22 protein-coding genes are annotated in these 25,449 nt (G+C 41.0%); 20 read left to right on the top strand and 2 right to left on the bottom strand.

Going from position 1 to position 25,449, the window contains the following annotated elements:
- Positions 1–114 precede the first annotated feature (114 nt).
- The 15 genes from purF to purB all read left to right on the top strand — a co-directional run bounded on the left by purF (position 115) and on the right by purB (position 15,546).
- Positions 115–1,557 carry an amidophosphoribosyltransferase gene (gene purF, locus ACUW6H_RS07440; RefSeq protein WP_454363475.1) on the top strand — a complete coding sequence of 481 codons (1,443 nt, stop codon included), beginning with the start codon at positions 115–117 and terminating at the stop codon, positions 1,555–1,557.
- A 214-nt stretch (positions 1,558–1,771) separates the two neighbouring features.
- Entirely contained in the window at positions 1,772–2,794 is a 1,023-nt protein-coding gene (purM, locus tag ACUW6H_RS07445; protein WP_454363477.1) for a phosphoribosylformylglycinamidine cyclo-ligase, read from the top strand.
- Entirely contained in the window at positions 2,791–3,345 is a 555-nt protein-coding gene (gene purN / locus ACUW6H_RS07450; RefSeq protein ID WP_454363479.1) for a phosphoribosylglycinamide formyltransferase, read from the top strand. Before purM ends, purN begins: the two co-directional genes overlap by 4 nt.
- A gap of 38 nt (positions 3,346–3,383) precedes the next feature.
- Complete coding sequence (locus ACUW6H_RS07455; protein WP_454363481.1) at positions 3,384–4,007, top strand: hypothetical protein; 624 nt, start codon at positions 3,384–3,386, stop codon at positions 4,005–4,007.
- An 18-nt stretch (positions 4,008–4,025) separates the two neighbouring features.
- A complete protein-coding gene (gene purH, locus ACUW6H_RS07460; RefSeq protein WP_454363483.1) occupies positions 4,026–5,573 on the top strand; it encodes a bifunctional phosphoribosylaminoimidazolecarboxamide formyltransferase/IMP cyclohydrolase in 1,548 nt (515 codons plus the stop codon).
- Between the two features lie 126 nt (positions 5,574–5,699).
- The gene (locus ACUW6H_RS07465) at positions 5,700–7,073 is read left to right on the top strand and encodes an AAA family ATPase (protein ID WP_239665095.1); all 1,374 of its coding nucleotides are present in this window, start codon (positions 5,700–5,702) and stop codon (positions 7,071–7,073) included.
- Between the two features lie 78 nt (positions 7,074–7,151).
- A complete protein-coding gene (locus ACUW6H_RS07470; RefSeq protein ID WP_454363485.1) occupies positions 7,152–8,129 on the top strand; it encodes a DUF4435 domain-containing protein in 978 nt (325 codons plus the stop codon).
- A 176-nt stretch (positions 8,130–8,305) separates the two neighbouring features.
- On the top strand, positions 8,306–9,568 hold the full coding sequence (gene purD / locus ACUW6H_RS07475) for a phosphoribosylamine--glycine ligase (protein ID WP_454363487.1): 1,263 nt from the start codon (positions 8,306–8,308) through the stop codon (positions 9,566–9,568).
- A gap of 94 nt (positions 9,569–9,662) precedes the next feature.
- Positions 9,663–9,779: a phosphoribosylaminoimidazole carboxylase gene (locus ACUW6H_RS07480; protein WP_454363489.1), complete on the top strand. Its 117-nt coding sequence runs from the start codon at positions 9,663–9,665 to the stop codon at positions 9,777–9,779.
- Positions 9,780–9,810: 31 nt separating this feature from the next.
- Positions 9,811–10,302, top strand: a complete 492-nt coding sequence (purE, locus tag ACUW6H_RS07485; protein WP_454363491.1) for a 5-(carboxyamino)imidazole ribonucleotide mutase — start codon at positions 9,811–9,813, stop codon at positions 10,300–10,302.
- Complete coding sequence (gene purK, locus ACUW6H_RS07490) at positions 10,289–11,380, top strand: 5-(carboxyamino)imidazole ribonucleotide synthase (protein WP_454363493.1); 1,092 nt, start codon at positions 10,289–10,291, stop codon at positions 11,378–11,380. The genes purE and purK overlap by 14 nt, the downstream gene beginning before the upstream one ends.
- Before the next feature lie 9 nt (positions 11,381–11,389).
- Positions 11,390–11,638: a phosphoribosylaminoimidazole carboxylase gene (locus tag ACUW6H_RS07495; RefSeq protein WP_454363495.1), complete on the top strand. Its 249-nt coding sequence runs from the start codon at positions 11,390–11,392 to the stop codon at positions 11,636–11,638.
- On the top strand, positions 11,628–13,433 hold the full coding sequence (locus ACUW6H_RS07500) for an AAA family ATPase (protein WP_454363497.1): 1,806 nt from the start codon (positions 11,628–11,630) through the stop codon (positions 13,431–13,433). The genes ACUW6H_RS07495 and ACUW6H_RS07500 overlap by 11 nt, the downstream gene beginning before the upstream one ends.
- Before the next feature lie 23 nt (positions 13,434–13,456).
- A complete protein-coding gene (locus ACUW6H_RS07505; protein WP_454363498.1) occupies positions 13,457–14,224 on the top strand; it encodes a restriction endonuclease in 768 nt (255 codons plus the stop codon).
- Between the two features lie 23 nt (positions 14,225–14,247).
- On the top strand, positions 14,248–15,546 hold the full coding sequence (gene purB / locus ACUW6H_RS07510) for an adenylosuccinate lyase (protein ID WP_454363500.1): 1,299 nt from the start codon (positions 14,248–14,250) through the stop codon (positions 15,544–15,546).
- 54 nt (positions 15,547–15,600) lie between these two features.
- On the opposite strand, the gene strH is transcribed toward purB, so the two are convergent.
- Entirely contained in the window at positions 15,601–19,632 is a 4,032-nt protein-coding gene (strH, locus tag ACUW6H_RS07515; RefSeq protein ID WP_454363502.1) for an LPXTG-anchored beta-N-acetylhexosaminidase StrH, read from the bottom strand.
- Positions 19,633–19,936: 304 nt separating this feature from the next.
- Positions 19,937–20,653, bottom strand: a complete 717-nt coding sequence (locus ACUW6H_RS07520; protein WP_454363504.1) for a GntR family transcriptional regulator — start codon at positions 20,651–20,653, stop codon at positions 19,937–19,939.
- 321 nt (positions 20,654–20,974) lie between these two features.
- Here ACUW6H_RS07520 and ACUW6H_RS07525 point away from each other — a divergent pair, with 321 nt between their 5' ends.
- From ACUW6H_RS07525 to ACUW6H_RS07545, 5 genes are read left to right on the top strand one after another with little or no spacing between them, the layout of a single operon-like run.
- Positions 20,975–22,762, top strand: coding sequence for a glycoside hydrolase family 35 protein (locus ACUW6H_RS07525; protein WP_454363506.1), 1,788 nt, complete (start codon positions 20,975–20,977; stop codon positions 22,760–22,762).
- Positions 22,759–23,235 (top strand): PTS sugar transporter subunit IIB, encoded by a 477-nt coding sequence (locus ACUW6H_RS07530; protein ID WP_000156956.1) that lies wholly within the window; start codon positions 22,759–22,761, stop codon positions 23,233–23,235. The genes ACUW6H_RS07525 and ACUW6H_RS07530 overlap by 4 nt, the downstream gene beginning before the upstream one ends.
- Before the next feature lie 26 nt (positions 23,236–23,261).
- A complete protein-coding gene (locus ACUW6H_RS07535) occupies positions 23,262–24,167 on the top strand; it encodes a PTS mannose/fructose/sorbose/N-acetylgalactosamine transporter subunit IIC (RefSeq protein ID WP_000616995.1) in 906 nt (301 codons plus the stop codon).
- The gene (locus ACUW6H_RS07540; RefSeq protein ID WP_000185285.1) at positions 24,154–24,975 is read left to right on the top strand and encodes a PTS system mannose/fructose/sorbose family transporter subunit IID; all 822 of its coding nucleotides are present in this window, start codon (positions 24,154–24,156) and stop codon (positions 24,973–24,975) included. Before ACUW6H_RS07535 ends, ACUW6H_RS07540 begins: the two co-directional genes overlap by 14 nt.
- 3 nt (positions 24,976–24,978) lie before the next feature.
- Positions 24,979–25,383 carry a PTS sugar transporter subunit IIA gene (locus tag ACUW6H_RS07545; protein WP_004239567.1) on the top strand — a complete coding sequence of 135 codons (405 nt, stop codon included), beginning with the start codon at positions 24,979–24,981 and terminating at the stop codon, positions 25,381–25,383.
- The last annotated feature ends 66 nt before the right edge of the window (positions 25,384–25,449 follow it).

Below are 25,449 nucleotides of genomic sequence, written 5' to 3' on the forward strand. Positions count from 1 at the left end.
TAGATTTAGTTCTTGGTGATTGCAAAAGGTTTGTTTTGCGAGTGAAACGAGCTTCTACCGTATCATTCGGCTCTACTAAAGGAATGATACATAAATAAAAATTAGGTATAAAAAATGACATACGAAGTAAAATCTCTTAATGAAGAATGTGGTGTTTTTGGTATCTGGGGCCATCCAGATGCTGCTAAATTGACCTATTTTGGTCTCCACAGTCTTCAGCACCGTGGTCAAGAGGGGGCGGGAATCCTTTCTAATGATCAGGGGCAATTGAAGCGTCATCGTGACATGGGGCTTTTATCAGAAGTGTTCAGAAATCCAGCTAATTTGGATAAACTGACTGGAGCGAGCGCGATTGGGCATGTTCGTTATGCGACTGCTGGCGAAGCTTCTGTAGATAATATCCAGCCCTTCCTCTTTCGCTTTCATGATATGCAGTTTGGATTGGCTCACAACGGAAACTTGACCAATGCCGAATCGCTCAAGAAAGAATTGGAACAAAGAGGAGCTATTTTCAGTTCAACTTCGGACTCGGAAATCTTGGCTCACCTCATTCGCCGGAGTCACAATCCGAACTTGATGGGCAAAATCAAGGAGGCGCTCAGCCTTGTCAAAGGTGGATTTGCTTATATCCTGCTGTTTGAGGACAAGTTGATTGCTGCGCTTGATCCTAATGGCTTCCGTCCTCTTTCTATCGGAAAAATGGCAAACGGAGCGGTGGTCGTTTCGTCTGAAACCTGTGCCTTTGAAGTCATTGGTGCTGAGTGGATTCGTGATGTAAAACCAGGGGAAATTGTGATTGTGGATGACAATGGTATCCAGTACGATAGTTATACGAATGATACCCAGTTGGCGATCTGCTCTATGGAGTATATCTATTTTGCCCGTCCTGACTCTAATATCCATGGTGTTAATGTCCATACAGCTCGCAAACGTATGGGGGCTCAATTAGCGCGTGAATTTAAGCACGAAGCGGATATCGTGGTCGGTGTGCCAAATTCCTCACTCAGCGCAGCCATGGGATTTGCAGAAGAATCTGGTCTGCCAAATGAAATGGGTCTTATCAAGAATCAATACACTCAACGCACCTTTATCCAACCGACTCAAGAATTGCGAGAGCAAGGGGTGCGGATGAAACTGTCTGCTGTTTCGGGCGTTGTCAAAGGCAAACGTGTAGTGATGATTGATGATTCTATTGTTCGTGGGACAACCTCTCGCCGTATCGTTCAGCTCTTGAAGGAAGCAGGTGCGACTGAAGTCCATGTTGCCATTGGGAGTCCTGCGCTAGCTTATCCTTGCTTCTACGGGATTGATATCCAGACACGTCAGGAGCTGATTGCGGCCAATCATACGGTGGAAGAAACTTGTCAAATCATTGGTGCAGATAGTCTCACCTATCTTTCGATTGATGGCTTGATTGATTCTATCGGCATCGAAACAGATGCGCCGAACGGTGGTCTCTGTGTTGCTTACTTTGACGGAGACTACCCAACTCCTCTCTATGACTATGAGGAAGAATATCGTAGAAGCTTGGGGGATAAGACCAGTTTTTACAAATAGACGGATAAAGACTCTCCATGAAAGGAAAGGAAGAGAAGATGACAAGTAAAAATGCTTATGCTCCACGTCTCGCTACTGACTAAAAGCTAAAGCATTTGTCAGTAGACGCTTTGCCTTATGGGACCAAAGCTAGAGCCCTGACTAGTATTTTTAGATAAAATAATTGTTTATCTAAAAATACGTCGCAATCTTCTCAAAGAAAAGGAAAAATAAAATGGCAAATAAAAATGCGTACGCCCAGTCGGGTGTGGATGTTGAAGCGGGTTATGAAGTTGTTGAACGGATCAAAAAGCATGTGGCACGTACGGAGCGTGCAGGTGTCATGGGAGCTCTTGGTGGCTTCGGTGGCATGTTTGACCTTTCAAAAACAGGTGTTAAAGAGCCTGTATTGATCTCAGGGACGGACGGTGTTGGAACCAAGCTCATGTTAGCCATCAAGTATGACAAGCACGATACCATAGGTCAAGACTGTGTAGCCATGTGCGTCAATGACATCATTGCTGCAGGTGCGGAGCCCATCTATTTCCTCGACTACGTCGCGACTGGGAAGAATGAGCCAGCCAAACTAGAACAAGTGGTTGCTGGTGTGGCTGAAGGTTGTGTACAAGCAGGTGCGGCCCTCATCGGTGGAGAAACTGCTGAGATGCCTGGTATGTATGGCGAAGATGACTATGACTTGGCTGGTTTTGCGGTTGGCGTGGCAGAAAAATCTCAAATCATCGATGGTTCAAAGGTGGCAGAAGGGGATGTTCTTCTCGGACTTGCTTCCAGTGGGATTCACTCAAATGGTTACTCACTTGTTCGTCGTGTCTTTGCCGACTACACAGGTGAGGAAGTCTTGCCAGAATTGGAAGGCAAGAAACTCAAAGAAGTCCTTCTTGAGCCGACTCGTATCTATGTCAAGGCTGTCTTGCCACTCATCAAGGAAGGCTTGGTAAATGGGATTGCCCACATCACAGGCGGTGGATTTATCGAGAATGTCCCTCGTATGTTTGCGGATGACCTGGCTGCAGAGATTGAAGAAGACAAGGTTCCAGTCCTTCCGATTTTCAAAGCCCTTGAAAAATACGGTGAAATCAAGCATGAGGAAATGTTTGAAATCTTCAATATGGGTGTGGGACTCATGCTGGCAGTCAACCCTGAAAATGTAGGTCGCGTTAAAGAATTACTGGATGAACCAGTCTATGAGATTGGTCGCATCGTCAAGAAAGAAAACGAAAGTGTCATCATCAAATGAAAAAAATAGCGGTTTTTGCCTCTGGTAACGGCTCAAATTTTCAGGTGATTGCTGAAGAATTTCCGGTGGAGTTTGTCTTTTCAGACCATCGTGACGCCTATGTGCTCGAGCGTGCAGACAAGCTCAGCGTTCTGTCCTATGCTTTTGAACTCAAAGAGTTTGAGAACAAGGCGGACTACGAAGCAGCTCTTGTCGAGCTCTTGGAAGAACACCAGATTGACTTGGTTTGTTTGGCGGGTTATATGAAAATCGTCGGCCCAACCTTATTGGCGGCTTATGAAGGTCGAATTATCAACATTCATCCGGCCTACCTACCAGAATTTCCAGGAGCTCATGGGATTGAGGATGCTTGGGATGCTGGTGTCGCTGAGAGTGGCGTGACCATTCACTGGGTGGACTCTGGTGTGGATACAGGAAAGGTTATCAAGCAAGTCCGTGTGCCACGGCTATCTGATGATACCATCGAAAGTTTTGAAGAACGTATTCATGAAGCGGAGTATAAGTTGTATCCAGAGGTGCTGGATAGCTTGGAAGTTAGGAGAAGGCAGTAAAAACTTGGATTTATTGAATGGAGGAAATAGAGAAAAATATGACAAATAATAGTAGCAGTTTTAATGGGGGGCATAATATTGGTTCAGGAAATTTAGCAGGTGGCAATCAAACAATTAATATTATTAATCCTCAAGACAAGCAATCGGTTGCTGAATACGATATTGAACCTATTTGGAGAAGTCCAATTACAATGGCAGTATTGAGTTGGATTGGTTTCTTCACTTCAATAGGAAGTTTATTACCACTTTACAACTTTTTTGAACCGATTGTAAAATGGGCTACAAATTCTTTTAATGGGGATATTCCTAATGTTCAAGGGAAGCAAATTTATTTATTTATTTTTTTAGGTTTATTTATTTTTTCAGTTTTCATTTTTTCTTTGCGAAGAATTACTAAAAATCAAACCCGTTATCCTTTAAGATTTAATTATGCTATTAGTGGTGTAAATAAGAGATTGAATATCGAAAGGTTACATATAGACTCTTGTCCAAAGTGTGGTGGAGAATTGAAATACTATAATAAGCCATATAAATGGGTTGATCAATATGACGAGAATGGAAATTTTAAAAAAAGAAAAATTACTAAGAGAGTGCCAGCTTTAGAATGTAAAAGAAATAGTGAGCATTTTTGGTATGTAGATCCAGCTGGAACGAAAATATAATCAATGAAAGGAACAAACATGACTAAACGAGCACTTATTTCAGTCTCAGATAAAGCGGGCATTGTTGCATTTGCCCAAGAACTCAAGAAACTTGGTTGGGGTATCATCTCAACAGGTGGTACCAAAGTTGCCCTTGATAATGCTGGTGTTGATACCATTGCCATCGATGATGTAACTGGTTTCCCAGAAATGATGGATGGTCGTGTCAAGACTCTCCACCCAAATATCCACGGTGGACTCCTCGCTCGTCGTGACTTGGATAGTCACCTGGAAGCGGCCAAAGACAATCAAATCGAGCTCATTGATCTTGTTGTGGTCAATCTCTATCCTTTCAAGGAAACCATTCTTAAACCAGACGTGACGTACGCTGATGCGGTTGAGAACATTGATATCGGTGGTCCATCAATGCTTCGTTCAGCAGCGAAAAACCATGCTAGCGTAACAGTTGTGGTAGATCCTGCGGATTATGCTGTGGTTCTTGATGAATTGTCAGCTAACGATGAAACAAGTTATGAAACTCGCCAACGTTTAGCTGCAAAAGTTTTCCGTCACACAGCGGCTTATGATGCCTTGATTGCAGAATATTTCACAGCTCAGGTCGGCGAAAGCAAGCCTGAAAAGTTGACCTTGACCTATGACCTCAAACAAGCTATGCGCTATGGGGAAAATCCTCAGCAGGATGCGGACTTCTACCAAAAAGCTTTACCGACTGACTACTCAATTGCATCAGCCAAACAGCTCAACGGTAAGGAATTGTCCTTCAATAACATTCGTGACGCGGATGCGGCCATCCGTATCATCCGTGACTTCAAAGAACGTCCAACCGTTGTGGCTCTCAAACACATGAACCCATGTGGAATCGGTCAGGCAGATGACATCAAAACTGCTTGGGACTACGCTTATGAGTCTGACCCAGTGTCTATCTTTGGTGGAATTGTCGTCCTTAACCGTGAGGTGGATGCTGCGACAGCCGAGAAGATGCACGGTGTCTTCCTTGAAATCATCATTGCGCCAAGCTATACAGATGAAGCGCTAGCTATTTTGACCAATAAAAAGAAAAACTTGCGTATCCTTGCCTTGCCATTTGATGCTCAAGACGCTAGCGAAGTGGAAGCAGAATACACAGGTGTTGTCGGTGGACTTCTGGTGCAAAATCAAGACGTGGTCAAAGAAAGCCCAGCTGACTGGCAAGTGGTGACCAAACGCCAGCCAACCGAGACAGAAGCAACTGCTCTTGAGTTCGCGTGGAAGGCTATCAAGTATGTGAAATCAAACGGGATTATCGTGACTAATGACCACATGACACTTGGCGTTGGCCCTGGTCAAACCAACCGTGTGGCTTCTGTTCGTATTGCGATTGAACAAGCCAAAGACCGCCTTGACGGCGCTGTTCTGGCTTCAGATGCCTTCTTCCCATTTGCCGATAATGTGGAAGAAATCGCCAAAGCAGGTATCAAGGCCATCATCCAGCCAGGTGGCTCTGTCCGTGACCAAGAATCCATCGAAGCAGCGGACAAATATGGCTTGACCATGGTCTTCACAGGCGTGAGGCATTTTAGACATTAAAATTTCAACAGTTTCAAGATAAAGTGAAATCATAAAAATTAGTTATAATAATATTTGCAGAAAGCAAGCCTTAAGGCTTGCTTTCTGGTATAATTGTAATAAATAAAACTATTAAGGAGTAGTTGTATGCCTTTAATTGAGAAATTTAAAATTAATAATCTTTATAATTATTATGATGTTGAATTGGATTTTAAGAATGATAAGACTATTTATATTGGAGAAAATGGCATTGGTAAGACTACTATTCTTGCGATGCTTTACTATTTACTAGATTTAAATTATAAAAAATTAGAAAGCTTCGTTTTTGATAGTATCGAGATTACATTTGAAGGTGAAGAACAACTGCAGATTACTAAAAAAGAAATTATTCAGATAAATATACAGAATTCAAACCATATAACCTCAGATATTAAACGTGAGTTGTTTGATTTAGTAGAAAGAATTAAACAAAATCAGGATTTAGTGTCGGATTTATCAGGACTAGATAAATCTAAAAATTTAAAGTTTGATGAAGTATCATCAATTTATAATAGATATCATCTTTTACAAAAATATCCTTTGCAAATGATTGTAGTAATGTTACCTGAAGTTTTGAGCAGAGTCTTTCCCTCTGGCTACATGAAGTTAATACTTAAGATAGAAGATTTTAAAAATAGGTACAAAATATTATACTTTCCAACCTATAGAAGAATTGAGGAAGATTTAAAAGAATTCAATATTATTTCTAGAGAGGCACCAGGTATAAGGGCGTTTAATAATAAATCTAGCGGAGAATTAATACATTTCGGTATGGAAGATGTTGAAGAAAAAATAGATAGTTTATTAAACAAAATTAGCAAGGAAACCAATAAAAGTTACGATATTATGATTAGTAGATTGTTAGAGCTATTTGCTAATGCTAATAAAGGAAAAGATATACCTAGCAAGGATTTTGATTCACATAAAGTTGAAATAGCACTTTCTAGATTAGGAGAAAAAATCACCGATGAAACTAAATCTAATATTTTAGATAGAATTAAAAACGGAGAATTGCATAGTGATGTATATCTAAATTACTTAGTCACGAGTATTATTGATAATTATAAAGCTTTAGAAAATATTGACAGCAGAATTAATGAATTTACTGAGAGAGTGAATAAATATTTCTTTGGGAAAAAATATTTTTACAATCCACAGTTATTAGAGTTAGTAATAAAAAGAACCAATAACAAAGGAGAAAGTACTGAAAGTTTTATTAAATTAAGAAATCTTTCATCAGGAGAGAAACAATTAATTTCAACTTTTTCCAAAATTTTCTTAGAGGATGAAAAGGATCTTATAATTCTATTTGATGAACCAGAAATATCTTTATCAGTACCTTGGCAAGAGGAGTTTATCTATGATATTTCTCAAGCTAAAAAGTGTGTATTTCTAGTCGCAGTAACACACTCTCCATTTATTTATAGTAATATGCTAGATTATGCAGAGGAAATTGATAAGTATATTGTAGAATCTAAATAAATTCATAAGAATGAAATCATGTTCCAATTAGAAAATGAAGGCAATGGTGGATCACCTTTTAAGTAAGGGGAGAATAATTTGAAATCAGTAACAATAAAAAATCATCAAGAAAGTTTAAAAGAACCTTCAGTTGTATGGGAAAAGTATACGAGAGATGTAAAAAATAATCCAAATAGATATTTTGTGTTTTATGAAGGAAAAGATAGGCAATATTATGATTGTCGAATACAACAGTTTGCTGAAAATTTTAACACGTATGAAGTTGGCGGCAAGAGTAAGGTATTGGAATTAGTTAACAAATTTACTCATGAGGAGGGTTATAAATTAAAAAATAAATTATTTTTTATAGATAAAGACTATGGACATCACCAAGTTAATTCTGATATATATATGACTCCAAAATATGCAGTCGAGAACTTTTATGTGAGTCCGACAGTAATCGAGAAAATATTAAATATGCACTTCGGAATAAATGAAGATGACAGAGAGTTTGGTACGGTATTAGAGTATTTTAATGATAGGTATAGGGAATTTTTAAATTACCTAACTACCATGAATCTTTGGGCTATTTGTTGTCACTTGAACGAAGTCAAAATAGACTTTGATTTATTGGGCTTAAAAAGCACAGCAGCTAAATTTTTGAGAATTAATTATAGTGAACTAGAATTGTTGGTTGAAGATATAAGTTTCAGTTATTTTGAGAGCATGTACGAAAAGGGATTGAGGAAAAAAATTAAAAATAGTAGTGGACTGAGTAGTAGAAATTATAATTTAGAGCTATCCGATTACATTAATAAAAAGGAACAGATACGAATCACCTTTGAGAGTCCATTAGAAGAATATCGAAGACACATAGATGAATATTCCAGAGGTAAACAGTTGTTGTGGTTTTTAAAAGAGTTTTTGCTATCAGTAACGAGGAAAGAAGGCGGTATTCTGAAAAATCAGTTTTTGATTGATGATAAAAATATAATGACAGTGTTTACTAATTGTGCGGATACGCCTGAAGGATTGAATGAATATTTGAGAAGAAAATGTTGTTTGATATTCAACTAGTGGATTATATTATAAAAGTAGTTATAACTTGGCGTGAGACATTTTAGACATTAAGAAGACAAAAGGGAAGAAAACAGTTTCTTTCCTTTTTTTGCGTAAAAACGCAAAGCAAAACAAGATTAAAACGAACGTTTGTGTTATAATATTAGTAAATAATTCGCAAAAGAGGTTAAGAGATGAAGCTGTTAGTTGTCGGTTCGGGCGGTCGTGAACATGCGATTGCTAAGAAGTTGCTTGAATCAAAAGACGTTGAAAATGTCTTTGTAGCTCCTGGAAATGACGGGATGACTCTGGATGGTTTGGAATTGGTAAATATCTCTATTTCCGAACATTCTAAGTTAATTGAGTTTGCAAAAGCCAACGATATTGCTTGGACCTTCATCGGGCCAGATGATGCCCTTGCTGCTGGTATCGTGGATGATTTTAACAAAGCTGGTCTCAAGGCCTTTGGTCCGACTAGGGCTGCAGCGGAGCTGGAGTGGTCCAAGGATTTTGCTAAGGAAATCATGGTCAAATATGACGTTCCGACAGCAGCCTATGGCACATTTTCAGATTTCGAGGAGGCCAAGGCTTATATCGAGGAGAAAGGCGCTCCTATCGTCGTCAAGGCAGATGGATTGGCACTTGGGAAAGGTGTCGTCGTTGCCGAGACGGTTGAGCAAGCGGTCGAAGCTGCTCACGAGATGCTTTTGGACAATAAATTCGGTGACTCTGGTGCGCGTGTGGTTATCGAGGAATTCCTTGACGGAGAAGAGTTCTCCCTCTTTGTCTTTGTCAATGGGGACAAGTTCTACATCATGCCAACGGCTCAGGACCACAAACGTGCTTACGATGGCGACAAGGGACCTAACACTGGCGGGATGGGTGCCTATGCGCCAGTTCCTCACTTGCCACAGAGCGAGGTTGACACAGCGGTTGAGACTATTGTCAAGCCAGTTCTTGAAGGGATGATCAAAGAAGGTCGTCCGTATCTTGGTGTCCTTTACGCGGGGCTTATCTTGACAGTAGACGGACCTAAGGTTATCGAGTTCAACGCTCGGTTTGGAGATCCAGAAACTCAGATTATTTTGCCTCGTCTGACATCTGACTTTGCACAAAATATTACGGATATCCTTGATGGTAAGGAGCCAAACATCATGTGGACAGATAAGGGTGTGACACTTGGTGTGGTTGTCGCATCCAAGGGCTACCCGTTAGATTATGCAAAGGGTGTCGAGTTGCCAACTAAGACAGAAGGCAATATCATCACCTACTATGCAGGGGCTAAGTTTGCGGAAAATAGCAGAGCACTGCTATCCAACGGCGGACGAGTTTATATGCTGGTCACCACAGCCGATACCGTTAAAGAAGCCCAAGAAACCATCTACCAAGAACTCTCCCAACAAAACACAGAAGGCTTCTTCTACCGAACAGATATCGGAAGCAAGGCAATTAAGTAAAGATATAAGAATAACGCGACGAAGTCGCCAAATACGATAATGGTTGCATAACTTGCGAGCATTAGCGAGCAATAAAATAACAATCACCGCCGTTGTGAAAGAACGATTGGATGATAAGCCAATCGTTCAGGGAAATTGGAAGACCTTGGGCTTCCGATTTAGGCATGAGACACCTTTGGTGGCTGCTGCCGTCCCTCACAACTTAAGGTGATTGAAAACAGAAAGGAAAGCAAAGGAATATTATGACTAAACCAGTAATTTCCATTATCATGGGCTCAAAATCCGACTGGGTCACCATGCAAAAAACAGCAGAAGTCCTCGACCGCTTCGGCGTGGCCTACGAAAAGAAAGTTGTCTCTGCTCACCGCACACCAGACCTCATGTTCAAGCATGCCGAAGAAGCTCGTAGCCGTGGTATCAAGATTATTATTGCAGGTGCTGGAGGCGCAGCCCATTTGCCAGGTATGGTCGCAGCAAAAACAACCCTTCCGGTCATTGGTGTGCCCGTCAAGTCTCGTGCCCTTAGTGGCGTGGACTCGCTCTACTCTATCGTGCAGATGCCGGGTGGTGTGCCTGTTGCGACAATGGCTATCGGTGAGGCAGGTGCGACCAATGCGGCTCTCTTTGCCCTCCGTTTCCTTTCAGTAGAGGATCAGGCTATCGCGACAGCTTTGGCAGATTTCGCAGAAGAACAAGGGAAAATCGCAGAGGAGTCTACAAATGAGCTCATCTAAAACAATCGGAATTATTGGTGGCGGTCAGCTGGGGCAGATGATGGCCATTTCTGCTATTTACATGGGGCACAAGGTTATCGCGCTGGATCCTGCGGCGGATTGCCCGGCCTCTCGTGTGGCGGAAATCATCGTGGCTCCTTATAATGATGTGGACGCTCTTCGTCAGTTGGCTGAGAGTTGCGATGTCCTTACCTATGAATTTGAAAATGTCGACGCCGATGGTTTGGATGCTGTCATCAAGGATGGACAACTCCCTCAAGGGACAAACCTGCTCCGTATTTCGCAAAATCGCATCTTTGAAAAGGATTTTCTCTCAAACAAAGCTCAAGTAACGGTGGCACCTCACAAGGTCGTGACTTCTAGCCAAGACTTGGCAGATATTGATCTGTCGAAAAACTATGTCCTCAAGACGGCGACTGGTGGTTATGATGGTCACGGCCAAAAGGTCATTCGCTCAGAAGCCGATTTGGAAGAAGCCTATGCACTAGCTGACTCAGCAGACTGTGTCTTAGAAGAATTTGTCAACTTTGATCTGGAGATTTCTGTCATCGTATCAGGGAATGGCAAGGACGTGACGGTTTTCCCAGTGCAGGAAAATATCCACCGCAACAACATTCTGTCTAAGACTATTGTGCCAGCTCGCATTTCTGAGAGTTTAGCATTCAAGGCCAAAGCTATGGCGGTTAGAATTGCAGAACAACTCAATCTTTCTGGAACACTTTGCGTGGAAATGTTTGCGACAGCTGATGACATCATTGTCAATGAAATTGCTCCACGACCACACAACTCTGGGCACTACTCTATTGAAGCTTGCGACTTCTCCCAGTTTGACACTCATATTTTAGGCGTTCTTGGGGCACCATTGCCAGCTATCCAATTGCATGCGCCAGCTGTCATGCTCAATGTTCTCGGCCAGCATGTCGAGGCCGCTGAAAAATATGTCACAGAAAATCCAAGCGCCCACCTTCACATGTATGGTAAAATAGAAGCGAAGCACAACCGCAAGATGGGACATGTGACTTTGTTTAGCGATGTACCGGATAGTGTGAAAGAGTTTGGGAAAGGAATTGATTTTTAGGAGAAATCTATGATTCAAATTATCGTGAATGCTTTTATTGAAAAGGATAAAGCTAGAGCTGTCGTAGAAGTCTTGTATGCTAGTAGTGATCACGAAAAAGTGAAAGCAAAGTATGGAGAGCTAGTTGCACAATATCCTGAAAACTATTTAGCCATCTATGATGTCCCACTGGATACGGATTTGAACACACTTGATCACTACCCATCAGTATGGATTGGGAAAGAGGAGTTTGAGGAGAAAACAGATTATGAGGCTTAAGCAAATAAAAATTAAAAATTTTCGCGGTTATAAAGATGAAACAATTGTTGATTTTGATAATTTGACAGCTTTTATAGGTAAGAATGATGCAGGGAAATCAACAATATTGGAAGCATTAGAAATCTTTTTTAATAACAAATTAGTTGTTTGTGAGAGGGATGATTTATCTGTTGGAGCGGATTCGGATTCTATTTTTATAACATGTATTTTTGATGAATTACCAGATGAGATAGTAGTTGATGCTTCTTCTAAAACTAGCTTGGAAGATGAAAATCTTTTGAATTCGAATGGTGATTTGGAAATTAAAAAAACTTTCAAATGTTCATCTGCAAAACCAAAACCGGAGACGAAAATTATTTGTAATCATCCTATAGATGATAACTACAATGATCTGTTATTGTTAAAACAAGCTGATCTAAAAAAGCGTGCGGTTGATTTAGGTATTGATGAGGATAAATACGATAAAAGAAGTAATGTCTCTATTCGACAGGCGATTTTATCTTCTAAAAGAGATTTAATAATTAAAGAGGTTGAATTAGAAGTTACAAAAGAGGATGCAAAAAAAGTATATGGAGTAATTGAGACTTTTTTACCAATTTATGCTTTGTTTCAATCAGATCGAAGTAGTTCAGATTCAGATAAAGAAATTGCAGATCCTATGTCTGTTGCGGTATCTCAAGCATTACAAGAGTTGCAAACTGAGATTAATAAAATAAAAAGTGAAGTTCAACGGAAAGCAATTGAAACTGCAGGACGTACATTAGCTAAGTTGCAAGAGATGGATGAGGATTTGGCTGCTTCTCTAATTCCAGAGTTTAAATCAGAACCTAAGTTTGATTCGCTTTTTAAATTATCAATAAAATCGGATGATGATATATCTATCAATAAAAGAGGAAGTGGAGTTCGTCGTTTAATTCTCCTAAATTTCTTTCGGGCAGAGGCAGAAAGAAAATTATCAGAAGCAGAGAGGAATAAGAGCATAATTTATGCTTTTGAAGAACCGGAGACTTCTCAACACCCATCGCATCAAAAATTACTCATAGAAGCTTTTCTAGAGTTAGCATCCAAGGAAAATACTCAAATAATTTTAACAACCCATACTCCAGCTCTAGGTGGACTATTACCCACTGCTAGTCTTCGATTAGTAGAAAAATCGGATAAGTCACAAGTTAGTAGTGGAGGTGATGAGGTTTTACAAAAAATCACAGAAACTTTAGGTGTTTTACCGGACCCAATTTCAAAAGAAACAAAGGCATTAATCTTAATAGAAGGTAAAACAGATATAATTTTCTTTAATCATTTATGCAAGGTTTTAAAAGAAAGTGGAGAAATAGATAGGACTTTTCAGGAGGCAAATATCGCACTAGTACCTACTGGTGGTTGTGATAATTTAAAATCTTGGATTACAATGAGAACTGTAGATCAGTTTGGTCTTCCTTTTGGAATATTTTTAGATTCAGATAGAGTTTCTCCCGCCAACCGAACAAAAAATACTTCTACCGTTGAAAAGAATAGAAAACATGGAAGAACTGCATTTTGTACTCGAAAACGTGAGGCTGAAAATTATCTTCATCCAGATATCTTTGGTGGGCACGTAAATATAACTGATTATAACGATGTGAAAGAGGAGGTTAAGAATTTTAATCAAACTAATGAAAATAAGGTTTTACAAAATAACTGGCCAAAGATGACAGTAGACCAAATTCATGAACAAGAAAAATATATAGATGAAGACGGCATAGAACATTTTGAATTAACAGAAATTGTCAAAGAGTTTTTATCTTTAGTTGAGTAATAAGGGGAAAAGTTTATAAATTTATGGTTAATACAGGAAAATCATTAGAGGATTATGCCCAGTATGTATATTCTCGCTTACTAGAATTGAATGATTATGAAAATACATTAGTATCAACAAAAGTAACCATTAAAGGTCAGAGTGGAGCGACTAATGAATTTGATGTTTACTATCAATTCACACATTTAAATATAGAGTGTAGAGTAGCTATAGAATGTAAAGATTGGAAAAATAAAGTGTCAATAAAGGAAATACGTGATTTTTCTACAAAGTTACAAGATGTTGGATTTGGTAATATAATTGGAATAATGATTTCAAAGGTTGGTTTTCAAGAAGGAACAAAAATTTTTGCAGAATCAAACGGTATTAAATTGATGACGGTTGACGAACTGCCGACAATAGTAGACATAGTAGCTAGAACAATTAAAAAAGGATTTTTGCCTGATGAGAAAGTACAGGGGGAACCCTTTTGGATGTTGATGGAACAACGTAATGGAGAAGTTACAGGATCGTTTTATCAATATCCAAATATACAAGATTCACATGTAACATTACCGTTATTTTATTCAAAAAAGATGGCTCAATATTATTATGACAATGTACCTGACAAAGAGAATTATTGTATACGTGGAGTTTCTAATTTCCAATTGAGAAGCCTTATTAGGTTAGCTGAACTACAATCTTTACAATTTATATTATTTCCTTTCCCGTATTCTTTGGATAGTGTAGATTTAAATGAATTCCCTGGAATTATCGTATCTTCTGACGTTATAAAGAATGATTACTTATGATCTTAAATTAAGGAGAACAAACAATGATCGAACGTTACTCTCGCCCTAAGATGGCGAACATTTGGAGTGAAGAAAATAAATACCGTGCTTGGCTTGAGGTGGAAATCTTGGCTGATGAGGCATGGGCTGAGTTGGGGGAAATCCCTAAGGAAGATGTGGCTTTGATTCGTGAAAAAGCGGACTTTGACATCGACCGTATTTTGGAAATTGAGCAAGAGACTCGTCACGATGTGGTGGCTTTCACACGTGCGGTTTCTGAGACTCTTGGTGAAGAGCGCAAGTGGGTTCACTATGGTTTGACTTCTACCGACGTGGTGGATACGGCCTACGGTTACCTCTACAAGCAGGCCAACGACATCATCCGTCGTGACCTTGAAAACTTCACCAACATCATCGCTGATAAGGCTAAGGAGCACAAGTTCACCATCATGATGGGGCGTACCCACGGTGTGCACGCTGAGCCGACAACTTTTGGTCTTAAATTGGCGACTTGGTACAGCGAAATGAAGCGCAATATCGAGCGTTTCGAGCATGCGGCTGCTGGTGTGGAAGCTGGTAAGATTTCTGGTGCGGTTGGTAACTTTGCCAACATCCCACCATTCGTTGAAAAATACGTCTGCGACAAACTCGGTATCCGTGCTCAAGAAATCTCTACACAGGTGCTTCCTCGTGACCTTCACGCTGAGTACTTCGCAGTTCTTGCCAGCATCGCAACTTCTATCGAGCGTATGGCGACTGAAATTCGTGGTTTGCAAAAATCTGAGCAACGCGAAGTAGAAGAGTTCTTTGCCAAGGGGCAAAAAGGCTCTTCAGCAATGCCTCACAAACGCAATCCTATCGGTTCTGAAAACATGACAGGTCTTGCGCGTGTCATCCGTGGTCACATGGTGACGGCCTATGAGAACGTCGCTCTCTGGCATGAACGTGATATCTCTCACTCATCAGCAGAGCGTATTATCACACCGGACACGACCATTTTGATCGACTACATGCTCAACCGTTTTGGAAACATCGTCAAGAACTTGACGGTCTTCCCAGAAAACATGATCCGTAACATGAACTCAACTTTCGGTCTCATCTTCAGCCAGCGTGCTATGTTGACCTTGATTGAGAAAGGTATGACACGTGAGCAAGCTTACGACCTTGTTCAACCTAAGACAGCACACTCTTGGGACAACCAAGTAGACTTCAAACCACTTCTGGAAGCAGATCCAGAAGTGACATCACGCCTGACTCAAGAGGAGATTGATGAAATCTTCAACCCAGCATACTACACCAAACGAGTAGAGGATATCTTTGAACGTATCGGACTTGGTGACTAATCATAACAAAAAGCGAGATTGAATCTCGCTTTTTTGTATGCTTATCGAAGAGGTTTAGTCTTCTTTTCTCTTAGTCAGTCCGTAGGCTGCTAGTGTGGCCATAAGTCCTACTGCGACCAAGCCTGCAGAGTCTTGACTTCCTGTTGCAGGGAGTTGTTTTTCATCTGCTTTGGCAGTAGTTGGTGCAGTTTGCTCAGCTTTCTCAGCGGCAGTGCCGACTTCAACAACTTGAGTGACTGCTTCCTGTGTTACCACGCTATTGACAAGAGTTCTTTCTTCTTTTCCATCAGCAGTAGTGCTTACAGAGTAGAAGGCAGTACGGTGGCCGTTAGCTCCTTTAGTAACAACTTGCGTTTGTCCTTTTGGTAATTGAGGATTTTCACGTGTCACAGTAGTGAATGGAATTTCTTCCTCTTGAATGTCCAATCTCGGTTTTGTTTCTGCAGCTGGAGCAAGACCGTGTTCGTCTCCTACATGGGTTACAAGGGTTCCGACTTCAATAACTTGGGTCACTGCTTCTTGGGTCACAAGGCTATCTACAAGAGTTTTCACTTCCTTACCGTCAGCACTAGTGCTCACAGAGTAGTAATGGATGCGACGACCGTTAGCGCCTTTAGTAACGACTTGAGTCTTCCCTTTGAGCAAGAGTGGATTTTCACGTGTCACAGTAGTGAACGGAATCTCTTCTTCTTGTATATCCAGTCTTGGTTTCGCTTCGGCAGCTGGAGCAAGGCCGCTTTCATCCCCTTTGTGGGTAATAGGTGCACCGATTTCAACCACTTGGGTCACAGGTTCTTTGGTTACTTGGCTGTCTAGAACGGTTTCTGTTTGTTTACCATTTTCAGTAAGGACAGAGATGTAATGAGTGCGTTCGCCATCTACACCTGGTGTGACAATCTTTTCTTGCTTAGCTGGAAGGTTCGGATTTTCCTTCTTGATAACTTCAAATGGAATCTTTTCTGCTCTTGTGATGAGTTCCGGTTTGGTTTCAACATTGGCAGCTAGTTCGTTTTCATCGAGGCTTCCTGAGTGAGTTGCTGCTGGTTTGAGGCCTAGGCGGGCTGCTTTGAGTTTGGCTACGAGAGCGTCTAACTCAGCTTGCTTGCTGCGGTTGAGGTTGTAGTTGAGAGCCTCTTTAGCTGCATTTAGAGCATCGAGACTTTCTTTGCTGTATCCTTCCAAGTTAGTAGGGATTTGAGCAAGTTCCTCACGGAGAGCATTGTAGTCAGCGCGGAAGTAGTCTTTATTGTGATCTGCGAAGGCAGTCATGAGTTCAAAGATTTCTTCTTCCTTGTACTCAGCACTTGGTCTATCTGCCCAGATAGCAAGCATACTACCAATAGTAGGAAGGTCAACTTCAGGGTATTTAGTTGATGCTAGTTGATTAAATGGAGTTTTCTCGGTATTTTCGAGAGCTTTTTTGAGGAAGCCACCGCCATCTTCTGGTTTTTGACCGAGAATGTAGTACCAGTCTCCGTTGGTATTAAGGAATTTATAGCCTTTACTTGCAAGGTACTGTGGAGATGCAAGGTTGTAGCCCCACCATCCTTTAGACCAGTAAGAGATGATGACATCCTTGTCAAACTCAACATCATCCTTGTCCTCGTAGTAGAAACCATCGTTGAAGGCCATTGGTTGAAGGCCTCTTTCTTTAGCCATAGCAGCAAGAGTGTTGGCATATTCAGCAAACTTGCCATAGAGTCCATACCATTTGAGGTAGTACCAACCTTGAGCGTTGGTAGCGTCATTAGCGTATTCGTCTGTACCGTAGTTAAAGATCTTAGTCTTGCCCGCAAAGAAGTCCATGTACTTGCCGATAAGGGCTTTTGTAAAGTTCATCGCTTCTTCATTTTCAAGGTCCATGGTTGTTTTAGAGACCTTGTCAAAGTTGGCTTGAGGGTTTTGGATACCTAATTTTTCCATAGCGACAAGCATGGCATCCATGTGACCTGGGCTGTTGATCGCTGGGATGAGTCCAATCCCTTTTGATTTTGCGTACTCAATCAATTCAGTGATTTCTGCTTGACTAAGAGTGGTTCCGTTTGGATCATCGTAGTAAGCTTTTGTTCCTTCAATGATGGCATTTTTGACATCGTCACTTGCATAGGTTTTGCCGTTAGCAGTGATAGTCATGTCATCAAGTAGGAAGCGAAGTCCGTCATTTCCTAGGAGGAGATGCACATCAGAATATCCAAGTTCACTAGCTTTATCAATGATACGTTTGAGTTGTTCAGCTGAGAAGTACTTACGTCCAGCGTCGATTGAGATCACCTTGTTCTTGGCAAGTTTTTCAACTTCGCGTTTCGCGTCTTCTTCTTTTTGAGCTTCTGGTGTGAAGGTCAAATTGCTAACAGCTTCTTGGAGTTTTGCAATTGCTTGGTCAATGGTATCTTGTTGGGCACGGCTGAGGTTGCTATCGAGTGAGCGAATGGCTTTTTCAGCTTCTTTGACAGTTGCGACGCTTTCTGCAGTATAGCGGTTAAGGTCTGTTGGAACTTCTTTAAGGACTTGCTCAGCAGACTCATAGTCGGCAGCAAAGTATTCAGCGTTAGCATTTGCGAAGCTACGCATGAGTTTGAAGAGGCGTGATGGTGAATAGCGTGCAGATGGGGTATCCGCCCAAGCAGCTACCATACCTCCGATGAACGGGATAGTAGCCCCATCAGATTTTGGTACAGAAGTGATTGGAGTGTTCTTGATACCATTGAGTCCTTGGTCCAGGTTGTACCAGCCTTGGCCGTCGGCATTTCGTCCGAGAACATAGTACCAAGCATCGTTGGTATTAAGGATTTGGTGACCTTTTTCAACTAGAAGTTTAGAAGAAGCGACGTCGTAACCGCCCCATCCACCAGTCCACATAGAAACAATGATATCTTTGTCAAAGGTTCCAAAGCTAGTGTCGCTATTATAGTAGATACCGTCGTTAAAGGCCATTGGTTTGAGGCCGTGAGATTTGACGATGCGAGCAAGGTCATTGGCGTAGGCGATAAATTTATCATAACCCTTGTCAGGGAATCCATCTTCTGGATACCATTTATAGGCTTGAAGAACGCTCCATCCTTTGGCATCTGTAGCATCATTAGCGTACTCGTCTAGTCCGATATTGAAGATGTCAGTTTTGCCAGCGAAGTAAGCAGCATACTTGTTGATCAGGGCTTTGGTAAACTCAACAGCTTCTTTGTTATCAAGGTCAACGGTACGAGCAGATTCCTTACCAAAGTAGTTGAAGTTAGGTTTTTGGATGCCTAGTTCTTTCATAGCATGCAAAATGGCATCCATGTGCCCAGGGCTATTAACGGTTGGGATTAGTCCGATACCTTTATCTTTAGCATAGTTAATCAAGTCCGTCATTTGGCTCTCTGTCAAGTGGTTGCCGTTTGGATCCTTGTAGTAGGCATCAGTTCCATTTTCGAGCGCACGTTTGACATCATCACTTGCATAGGTTTTGCCATTGGCTTTGATGGTCATGTCGTCCAACATGAAACGCATGCCATCGTTTCCAACTAGTAAATGAAGATCCGTATAGCCGTAGTGTTTGGCTTTGTCGATGATTTCTTTGAGTTGCTCAGGCGAGAAGTACTTGCGTCCAGCATCAATTGAGATCATTTTTCTTTTAGCCAGTTTTTCATTTACCTGAGCTGCTCGTTCAGTGTTAGGAGTGGTTACTGCAGGTGTGGCTGCTTCATTTTTCTTTTCTGAAGGAGAGTTTTCTGCAGGAACTTCAGTTGGAGCAGGACTTTCTTTCTCAGTAGTCGGAGTAGGACTAGCATTTTCTGTCACAGCTGGTGCAGTTGTTTCTTCCGTTTTTGGAGCAACTGTATGAGGAGCCTCCGAGTCTTCTTTGACATCCTCTTTTATAGGCTCTTCAGCCTTTTCTTCCAGTTTTTCTGGAACCTTGGAATCTACAGCTTCTTTGACTGCTTGAGGACTCTCCTGGACAGTTTGAACGGTTTCCTCAGCTGTTGGAGCTGGAGTAATCCCGTCGGCAGCTACGACTTGTGCGCTAAAAGCAAATCCTATAAGTACAGAAGCTGCTCCAACCGCGTATTTACGAATGGAGAAGCGCTGTTTCTTTTCTAGTTTCATGACAAAACCTCCTTGTTGTTATCGCATATGATAGCGTTTACGTAAAACCAATTTTATTTTATTATCTAAGGGGTAAAATGTCAATAGGGTTTATATAAGAACTATAATAAATGGAGGAAAACATAAGATTTAGGAGAAAATTGCCAATAAAAGATAAAGATAGAAGGAAAAATGAAGCAAGTATTTAACTTGTTTTTAGTAAAAACGCTACTAATTAAATAAGAACCTTTCATGGCATTTTCATAGTTTCTTTCTCGTGCTATAATAAATACAGAAAAAGCCTGAGCTGGGCTCAGGCTTTTTCTTAATGACCTCGGTTACATGAGATGAATTTGATTTTGTAGTAGTCTGCTCGCTTATAAGTTTCACTATAGGCAAGGACTTGGCCAGTGGCCTCAAGTTTTGTAGTCTTGGTTTGGAAGACAGTTGGGAATTGTGTATCGATTCCAAGTGCAGAAGCAGCATGCTCTGGTGTTGGAAAGGCAATCTCGTTGATTTCCTCAAAATGCTCATCACTCATGTGAATGCGGTAATCCAATTTGAAACGTTTATAGATAGAACTATAATAATCAAGATTTGGATAGTTGGCATTGATATATTGTTCAGGAACATAAGATGTGTGGTAGATGTATGTAACGTCATTTGTTTGACGAATACGTTCAATCTTATAGTAGAATTGATCTCCACGTAGGCCGAGTTTCTCTAAATATTCAAGCTTGTTTCCGCGCTCGATAGAAAGGACAGTAACTTTATCGTCTTTGGTTTCAAAGATTTCAACATCTGAAAACTCAACGAGTTTGTGCTTACGTGCACGTGAAACGAAAGTTCCTTTACCTTGTTGACGGACAATATAGCCGTCTTTTGCAAGGTCATTCAAAGCACGAACAACGGTGATCGAACTAACATCGTACATCGCAATCAATTCTGCTTCTGTATAAAATTTATCTCCACTCGCAAATTGACCTGAGATGATTTTGTTTTTTAATTCATCTTTAATATATTGGTATTTTGGAATAGCCATAATTTCACCTCGATTCTCTTTCTCCAACCTTGATTTTACCACAAATACTTAGAAAATAGTAGTATTTAGGTAAAAAAAATTAAAATAATCGACTAAAGATGTTATGTTACATGTAAAAAATTTCATTTTCTAGCCTTGTGAATTATCATACATAAAAAAACGACTTTCATGCGATTTTTTGATAGTTTCGGTAAACGGTAAGTAAAAAAATAGAAAAATTTTAAAGAATTTTCTAAAACCTATTGACAAATGCAAAATATTTGATTATATTTAATATTATAATAAATGAAAGCGCAAACTTAATTAGTCAGAGGTAGTAACATGACAAGATTTAAAATTGAGGACGATTTCTATTTAGATGGAAAACCGTTCAAGATTTTGTCCGGCGCCATTCATTATTTTAGAATTCCAGCGGAGGATTGGTATCATTCGCTCTACAACTTAAAAGCGCTTGGCTTTAATACAGTCGAGACTTATGTAGCATGGAATTTACATGAACCTATTGAAGGTGAGTTTAATTTTGAAGGTGCTATGGATTTGGAGAGATTCCTCCAAATCGCACAGGATTTGGGTCTCTACGCCATTGTGCGTCCGTCTCCATTTATCTGTGCGGAATGGGAGTTCGGTGGTTTACCAGCTTGGCTCTTAACTAAGAACATGCGAATCCGTTCATCCGATCCGGCTTATGTTGAGGCAGTTGCTCGCTATTATGACCAATTATTACCAAGGCTTGTGCCTCGCTTGTTGGAAAATGGCGGAAACATTCTCATGATGCAAGTCGAAAATGAATATGGATCTTATGGAGAAGATAAGTCTTATCTGAGAGCGATTCGAAAATTGATGGAAGAACGAGGGATTGATTGCCCACTCTTTACTTCAGACGGTCCTTGGAGGGCTACTCTGAAAGCTGGAACCTTGATTGAAGATGACCTCTTTGTGACAGGAAACTTCGGCTCTAAGGCTCCTTATAACTTTTCACAGATGCAAGAATTCTTTGATGAGTATGGCAAAAAATGGCCCCTCATGTGTATGGAATTCTGGGATGGCTGGTTCAACCGTTGGAAAGAACCAATCATCACGCGTGATCCAAAAGAGTTGGCAGAAGCTGTTCGAGAGGTGTTAGAGCAAGGCTCCATCAACCTTTATATGTTCCATGGCGGAACAAACTTTGGTTTCATGAATGGTTGCTCGGCTCGAGGAACTCTAGATTTGCCACAAGTTACATCTTACGATTATGATGCCCTTCTCGATGAAGAAGGAAATCCAACTGCTAAATACCTAGCAGTCAAGAAGATGATGGCAACACACTTCCCAGAGTATCCACAGTTGGAACCACTTTACAAGGAAAGCATGGAAATGGAATCCATTCCACTAGTCGAAAAAGTTTCCTTGTTTGAAACTCTGGATAGCTTGGCAAGTCCAACTGAAAGCCTCTATCCAAAAGCGATGGAAGAACTTGGTCAAAGTTATGGCTACCTTCTTTATCGTACCGAAGCAAGTTGGGATGCAGAAGAGGAACGTCTCCGTATCATCGATGGACGTGACCGAGCTCAACTCTATGTAGATGGTCAATGGATTGCCACTCAATACCAGACAGAAATTGGTGAAGATATCTACTGTCAGGGAAATCGAGAAGGTTTTTCAGAGATTGACATCTTGGTCGAAAATATGGGGCGTGTTAACTACGGACATAAGTTCTTGGCAGATACGCAACGTAAAGGAATTCGTACAGGTGTCTGTAAGGATCTACACTTCATGTTAAATTGGAAACAATATCCACTTCCATTGGATAATCCTGAGAAAATTGATTTTTCAAAAGGATGGACAGAAGGACAACCGGCCTTTTACGCTTTCGACTTCACCGTTGAAGAGCCTAAGGATACCTACTTAGATTTATCTGAGTTTGGTAAGGGAGTTGCCTTTGTCAACGGGCGTCACCTAGGACGTTTCTGGAATGTCGGCCCGACCCTCTCACTTTATATCCCTCATAGCTATCTCAAGCAAGGTGATAACCGCATTATCATCTTTGAAACTGAAGGTGAATATAAAGAAGAGATTCATTTAACTCGTAAACCTACACTAAAACACATAAAGGGGGAAAACTTATGACAATTGTAGGATGCCGTATCGATGGACGTTTGATCCACGGTCAAGTAGCCAATCTTTGGGCAGGGAAACTAAACGTTTCGCGCATTATGGTTGTAGACGATGAAGTCGTTAACAACGATATTGAAAAGAGTGGCTTGAAACTTGCTACACCACCAGGTGTGAAACTTAGTATCTTGCCAATTGAGAAAGCGGCAGCGAATATCCTTGCTGGTAAATACGATAGCCAACGTCTCTTTATCGTTGCACGTAAACCAGACCGTTTCCTTGGTTTGGTTGAAGCAGGCGTTCCGCTTGAAACACTCAATGTCGGCAATATGTCTCAAACACCAGAAACTCGCCCTATCACACGTTCTATCAACGTGGTAGATAAGGATGTGGAAGACTTCCACAAACTGGCAGAAAAAGGTGTGAAACTCACTGCTCAAATGGTTCCAAACGATCCCGTATCAGACTTTTTGAGTTTATTAAAATAGAAAAAAATTTTTAGGAGGTCATTGTTATGATACAATGGTGGCAAATTTTACTTCTCACTTTGTACTCAGCTTATCAAATCTGTGATGAGTTGACAATCGTTTCATCTGCAGGTTCCCCTGTATTCGCTGGTTTCATTACCGGTTTGATCATGGGAGATGTGACAACTGGTTTGTTTATCGGTGGTAGCTTGCAGTTGTTCGTTCTCGGGGTTGGTACCTTCGGTGGTGCTTCTCGTATCGACGCAACTTCTGGTGCGGTTCTTGCAACAGCATTCTCTATCTCTCAAGGTATTGATACAGATCTTGCGATCACAACAATCGCTGTACCAGTAGCAGCACTTTTGACATACTTCGACGTTCTTGGACGTATGACTACTACTTTCTTTGCACACCGTATTGATGCTGCAATCGAACGCTTTGACTATAAAGGAATCGAGCGCAACTACCTACTTGGTGCAGTGCCTTGGGCTCTTTCACGTGCCCTTCCAGTATTCTTCGCTCTTGCTTTTGGTGGAGAATTCGTACAAGGTGTTGTAAACCTTGTTAAGGAATACCAATGGGTTGCAGACGGTTTGACACTTGCAGGACGTATGCTTCCAGGTCTCGGATTTGCAATCTTGCTTCGTTACCTTCCAGTTAAACGTAACCTTCACTACCTTGCAATGGGATTCGGTTTGACAGCTATGTTGACTGTTCTTTACTCATATGTAACAGGTCTTGGTGGAGCTGTTGCGGGTATCCTTGGTACTCTTCCTGCTGATGTTGCTGAAAAGATTGGCTTTGCTAACAACTTCAAAGGTTTGTCTATGATCGGTATCTCTATCGTAGGTATCTTCCTTGCAGTTGTTCACTTTAAGAACAGCCAAAAAGTAGCTGTAGCAGCACCTTCTACACCATCAGAAAGTGGGGAAATCGAAGATGACGAATTCTAATTACAAACTTACAAAAGAAGATTTTAATCAAATCAACAAACGTAGCTTGTTTACTTTCCAATTAGGTTGGAACTATGAGCGTATGCAAGCTTCTGGTTACCTTTACATGATCTTGCCTCAATTGCGTAAAATGTATGGGGATGGAACTCCTGAATTGAAAGAAATGATGAAAGTTCATACTCAATTCTTCAATACTTCTCCATTCTTCCACACAATTATCGCTGGTTTTGACCTTGCCATGGAAGAAAAAGATGGCGTAGGTTCAAAAGATGCTGTTAACGGTATCAAGACAGGTTTGATGGGACCATTTGCTCCTCTTGGAGACACAATCTTTGGTTCACTTGTACCTGCTATCATGGGATCTATCGCAGCAACTATGGCTATCGCTGGCCAACCATGGGGTATCTTCCTTTGGATCGCAGTTGCAGTTGCTTATGACATCTTCCGTTGGAAACAATTGGAATTTGCCTACAAAGAAGGGGTTAACCTTATCAACAACATGCAAAGTACTTTGACAGCTTTGATTGATGCTGCATCTGTACTTGGTGTCTTCATGATGGGTGCTCTTGTAGCAACAATGATCAACTTTGAGATTTCTTACAAATTGCCAATCGGTGAAAAATTGATTGATTTCCAAGACATCTTGAACTCAATCTTCCCACGCTTGCTTCCAGCAATCTTTACTGCCTTTATCTTCTGGTTGCTTGGTAAGAAAGGTATGAACTCTACTAAAGCGATCGGTATCATTATCGTTCTTGCAGTAGGTCTTTCATTCATCGGTAAATTCTTGCTTGGAATGGGCGCATAATTTATGGTGAAATCGTTAATTTTGGTGAGTCATGGTCGTTTCTGTGAAGAACTTAAAGGTAGCACGGAAATGATTATGGGTCCACAAGACAACATTCATGCAGTGGCTCTTCTTCCAGAAGATGGTCCAGAAGAATTTACTGCAAAATTTGAAGCTGCTATCGAAGGATTGGATGATTTCCTAGTCTTTGCAGATCTTCTCGGTGGTACACCATGTAACGTGGTGAGCCGCTTGATTATGGAAGGTCGCAACGTGGAACTCTACGCAGGAATGAATCTGCCAATGGTGATTGAATTTATCAATGCTAGCCTTACAGGTGCAGATGCGGACTATAAGAGCCGTGGTGCAGAAAGCATTGTAAAAGTCAATGATCTGTTAGCGGGCTTCGATGATGACGAAGATGAATAAGATGTGACAACGTAAAAATCACAGGGAAAATAGGCGATAGGAGGACGGAGCGATGCTCCGACGATA

Source organism: Streptococcus sp. 151470009-6, from assembly GCF_053628175.1.

Bases quoted from the DNA above. Each gene is read 5' to 3' on its own strand.
- purF (WP_454363475.1), top strand. From the start codon at position 115: ATGACATACGAAGTAAAATCTCTTAATGAAGAATGTGGTGTTTTTGGT.
- purM (WP_454363477.1), top strand. From the start codon at position 1,772: ATGGCAAATAAAAATGCGTACGCCCAGTCGGGTGTGGATGTTGAAGCG.
- purN (WP_454363479.1), top strand. From the start codon at position 2,791: ATGAAAAAAATAGCGGTTTTTGCCTCTGGTAACGGCTCAAATTTTCAG.
- ACUW6H_RS07455 (WP_454363481.1), top strand. From the start codon at position 3,384: ATGACAAATAATAGTAGCAGTTTTAATGGGGGGCATAATATTGGTTCA.
- purH (WP_454363483.1), top strand. From the start codon at position 4,026: ATGACTAAACGAGCACTTATTTCAGTCTCAGATAAAGCGGGCATTGTT.
- ACUW6H_RS07465 (WP_239665095.1), top strand. From the start codon at position 5,700: ATGCCTTTAATTGAGAAATTTAAAATTAATAATCTTTATAATTATTAT.
- purD (WP_454363487.1), top strand. From the start codon at position 8,306: ATGAAGCTGTTAGTTGTCGGTTCGGGCGGTCGTGAACATGCGATTGCT.
- purE (WP_454363491.1), top strand. From the start codon at position 9,811: ATGACTAAACCAGTAATTTCCATTATCATGGGCTCAAAATCCGACTGG.
- purK (WP_454363493.1), top strand. From the start codon at position 10,289: ATGAGCTCATCTAAAACAATCGGAATTATTGGTGGCGGTCAGCTGGGG.
- ACUW6H_RS07495 (WP_454363495.1), top strand. From the start codon at position 11,390: ATGATTCAAATTATCGTGAATGCTTTTATTGAAAAGGATAAAGCTAGA.
- ACUW6H_RS07500 (WP_454363497.1), top strand. From the start codon at position 11,628: ATGAGGCTTAAGCAAATAAAAATTAAAAATTTTCGCGGTTATAAAGAT.
- ACUW6H_RS07505 (WP_454363498.1), top strand. From the start codon at position 13,457: ATGGTTAATACAGGAAAATCATTAGAGGATTATGCCCAGTATGTATAT.
- purB (WP_454363500.1), top strand. From the start codon at position 14,248: ATGATCGAACGTTACTCTCGCCCTAAGATGGCGAACATTTGGAGTGAA.
- strH (WP_454363502.1), bottom strand. From the start codon at position 19,632: ATGAAACTAGAAAAGAAACAGCGCTTCTCCATTCGTAAATACGCGGTT.
- ACUW6H_RS07520 (WP_454363504.1), bottom strand. From the start codon at position 20,653: ATGGCTATTCCAAAATACCAATATATTAAAGATGAATTAAAAAACAAA.
- ACUW6H_RS07525 (WP_454363506.1), top strand. From the start codon at position 20,975: ATGACAAGATTTAAAATTGAGGACGATTTCTATTTAGATGGAAAACCG.
- ACUW6H_RS07530 (WP_000156956.1), top strand. From the start codon at position 22,759: ATGACAATTGTAGGATGCCGTATCGATGGACGTTTGATCCACGGTCAA.
- ACUW6H_RS07535 (WP_000616995.1), top strand. From the start codon at position 23,262: ATGATACAATGGTGGCAAATTTTACTTCTCACTTTGTACTCAGCTTAT.
- ACUW6H_RS07540 (WP_000185285.1), top strand. From the start codon at position 24,154: ATGACGAATTCTAATTACAAACTTACAAAAGAAGATTTTAATCAAATC.
- ACUW6H_RS07545 (WP_004239567.1), top strand. From the start codon at position 24,979: ATGGTGAAATCGTTAATTTTGGTGAGTCATGGTCGTTTCTGTGAAGAA.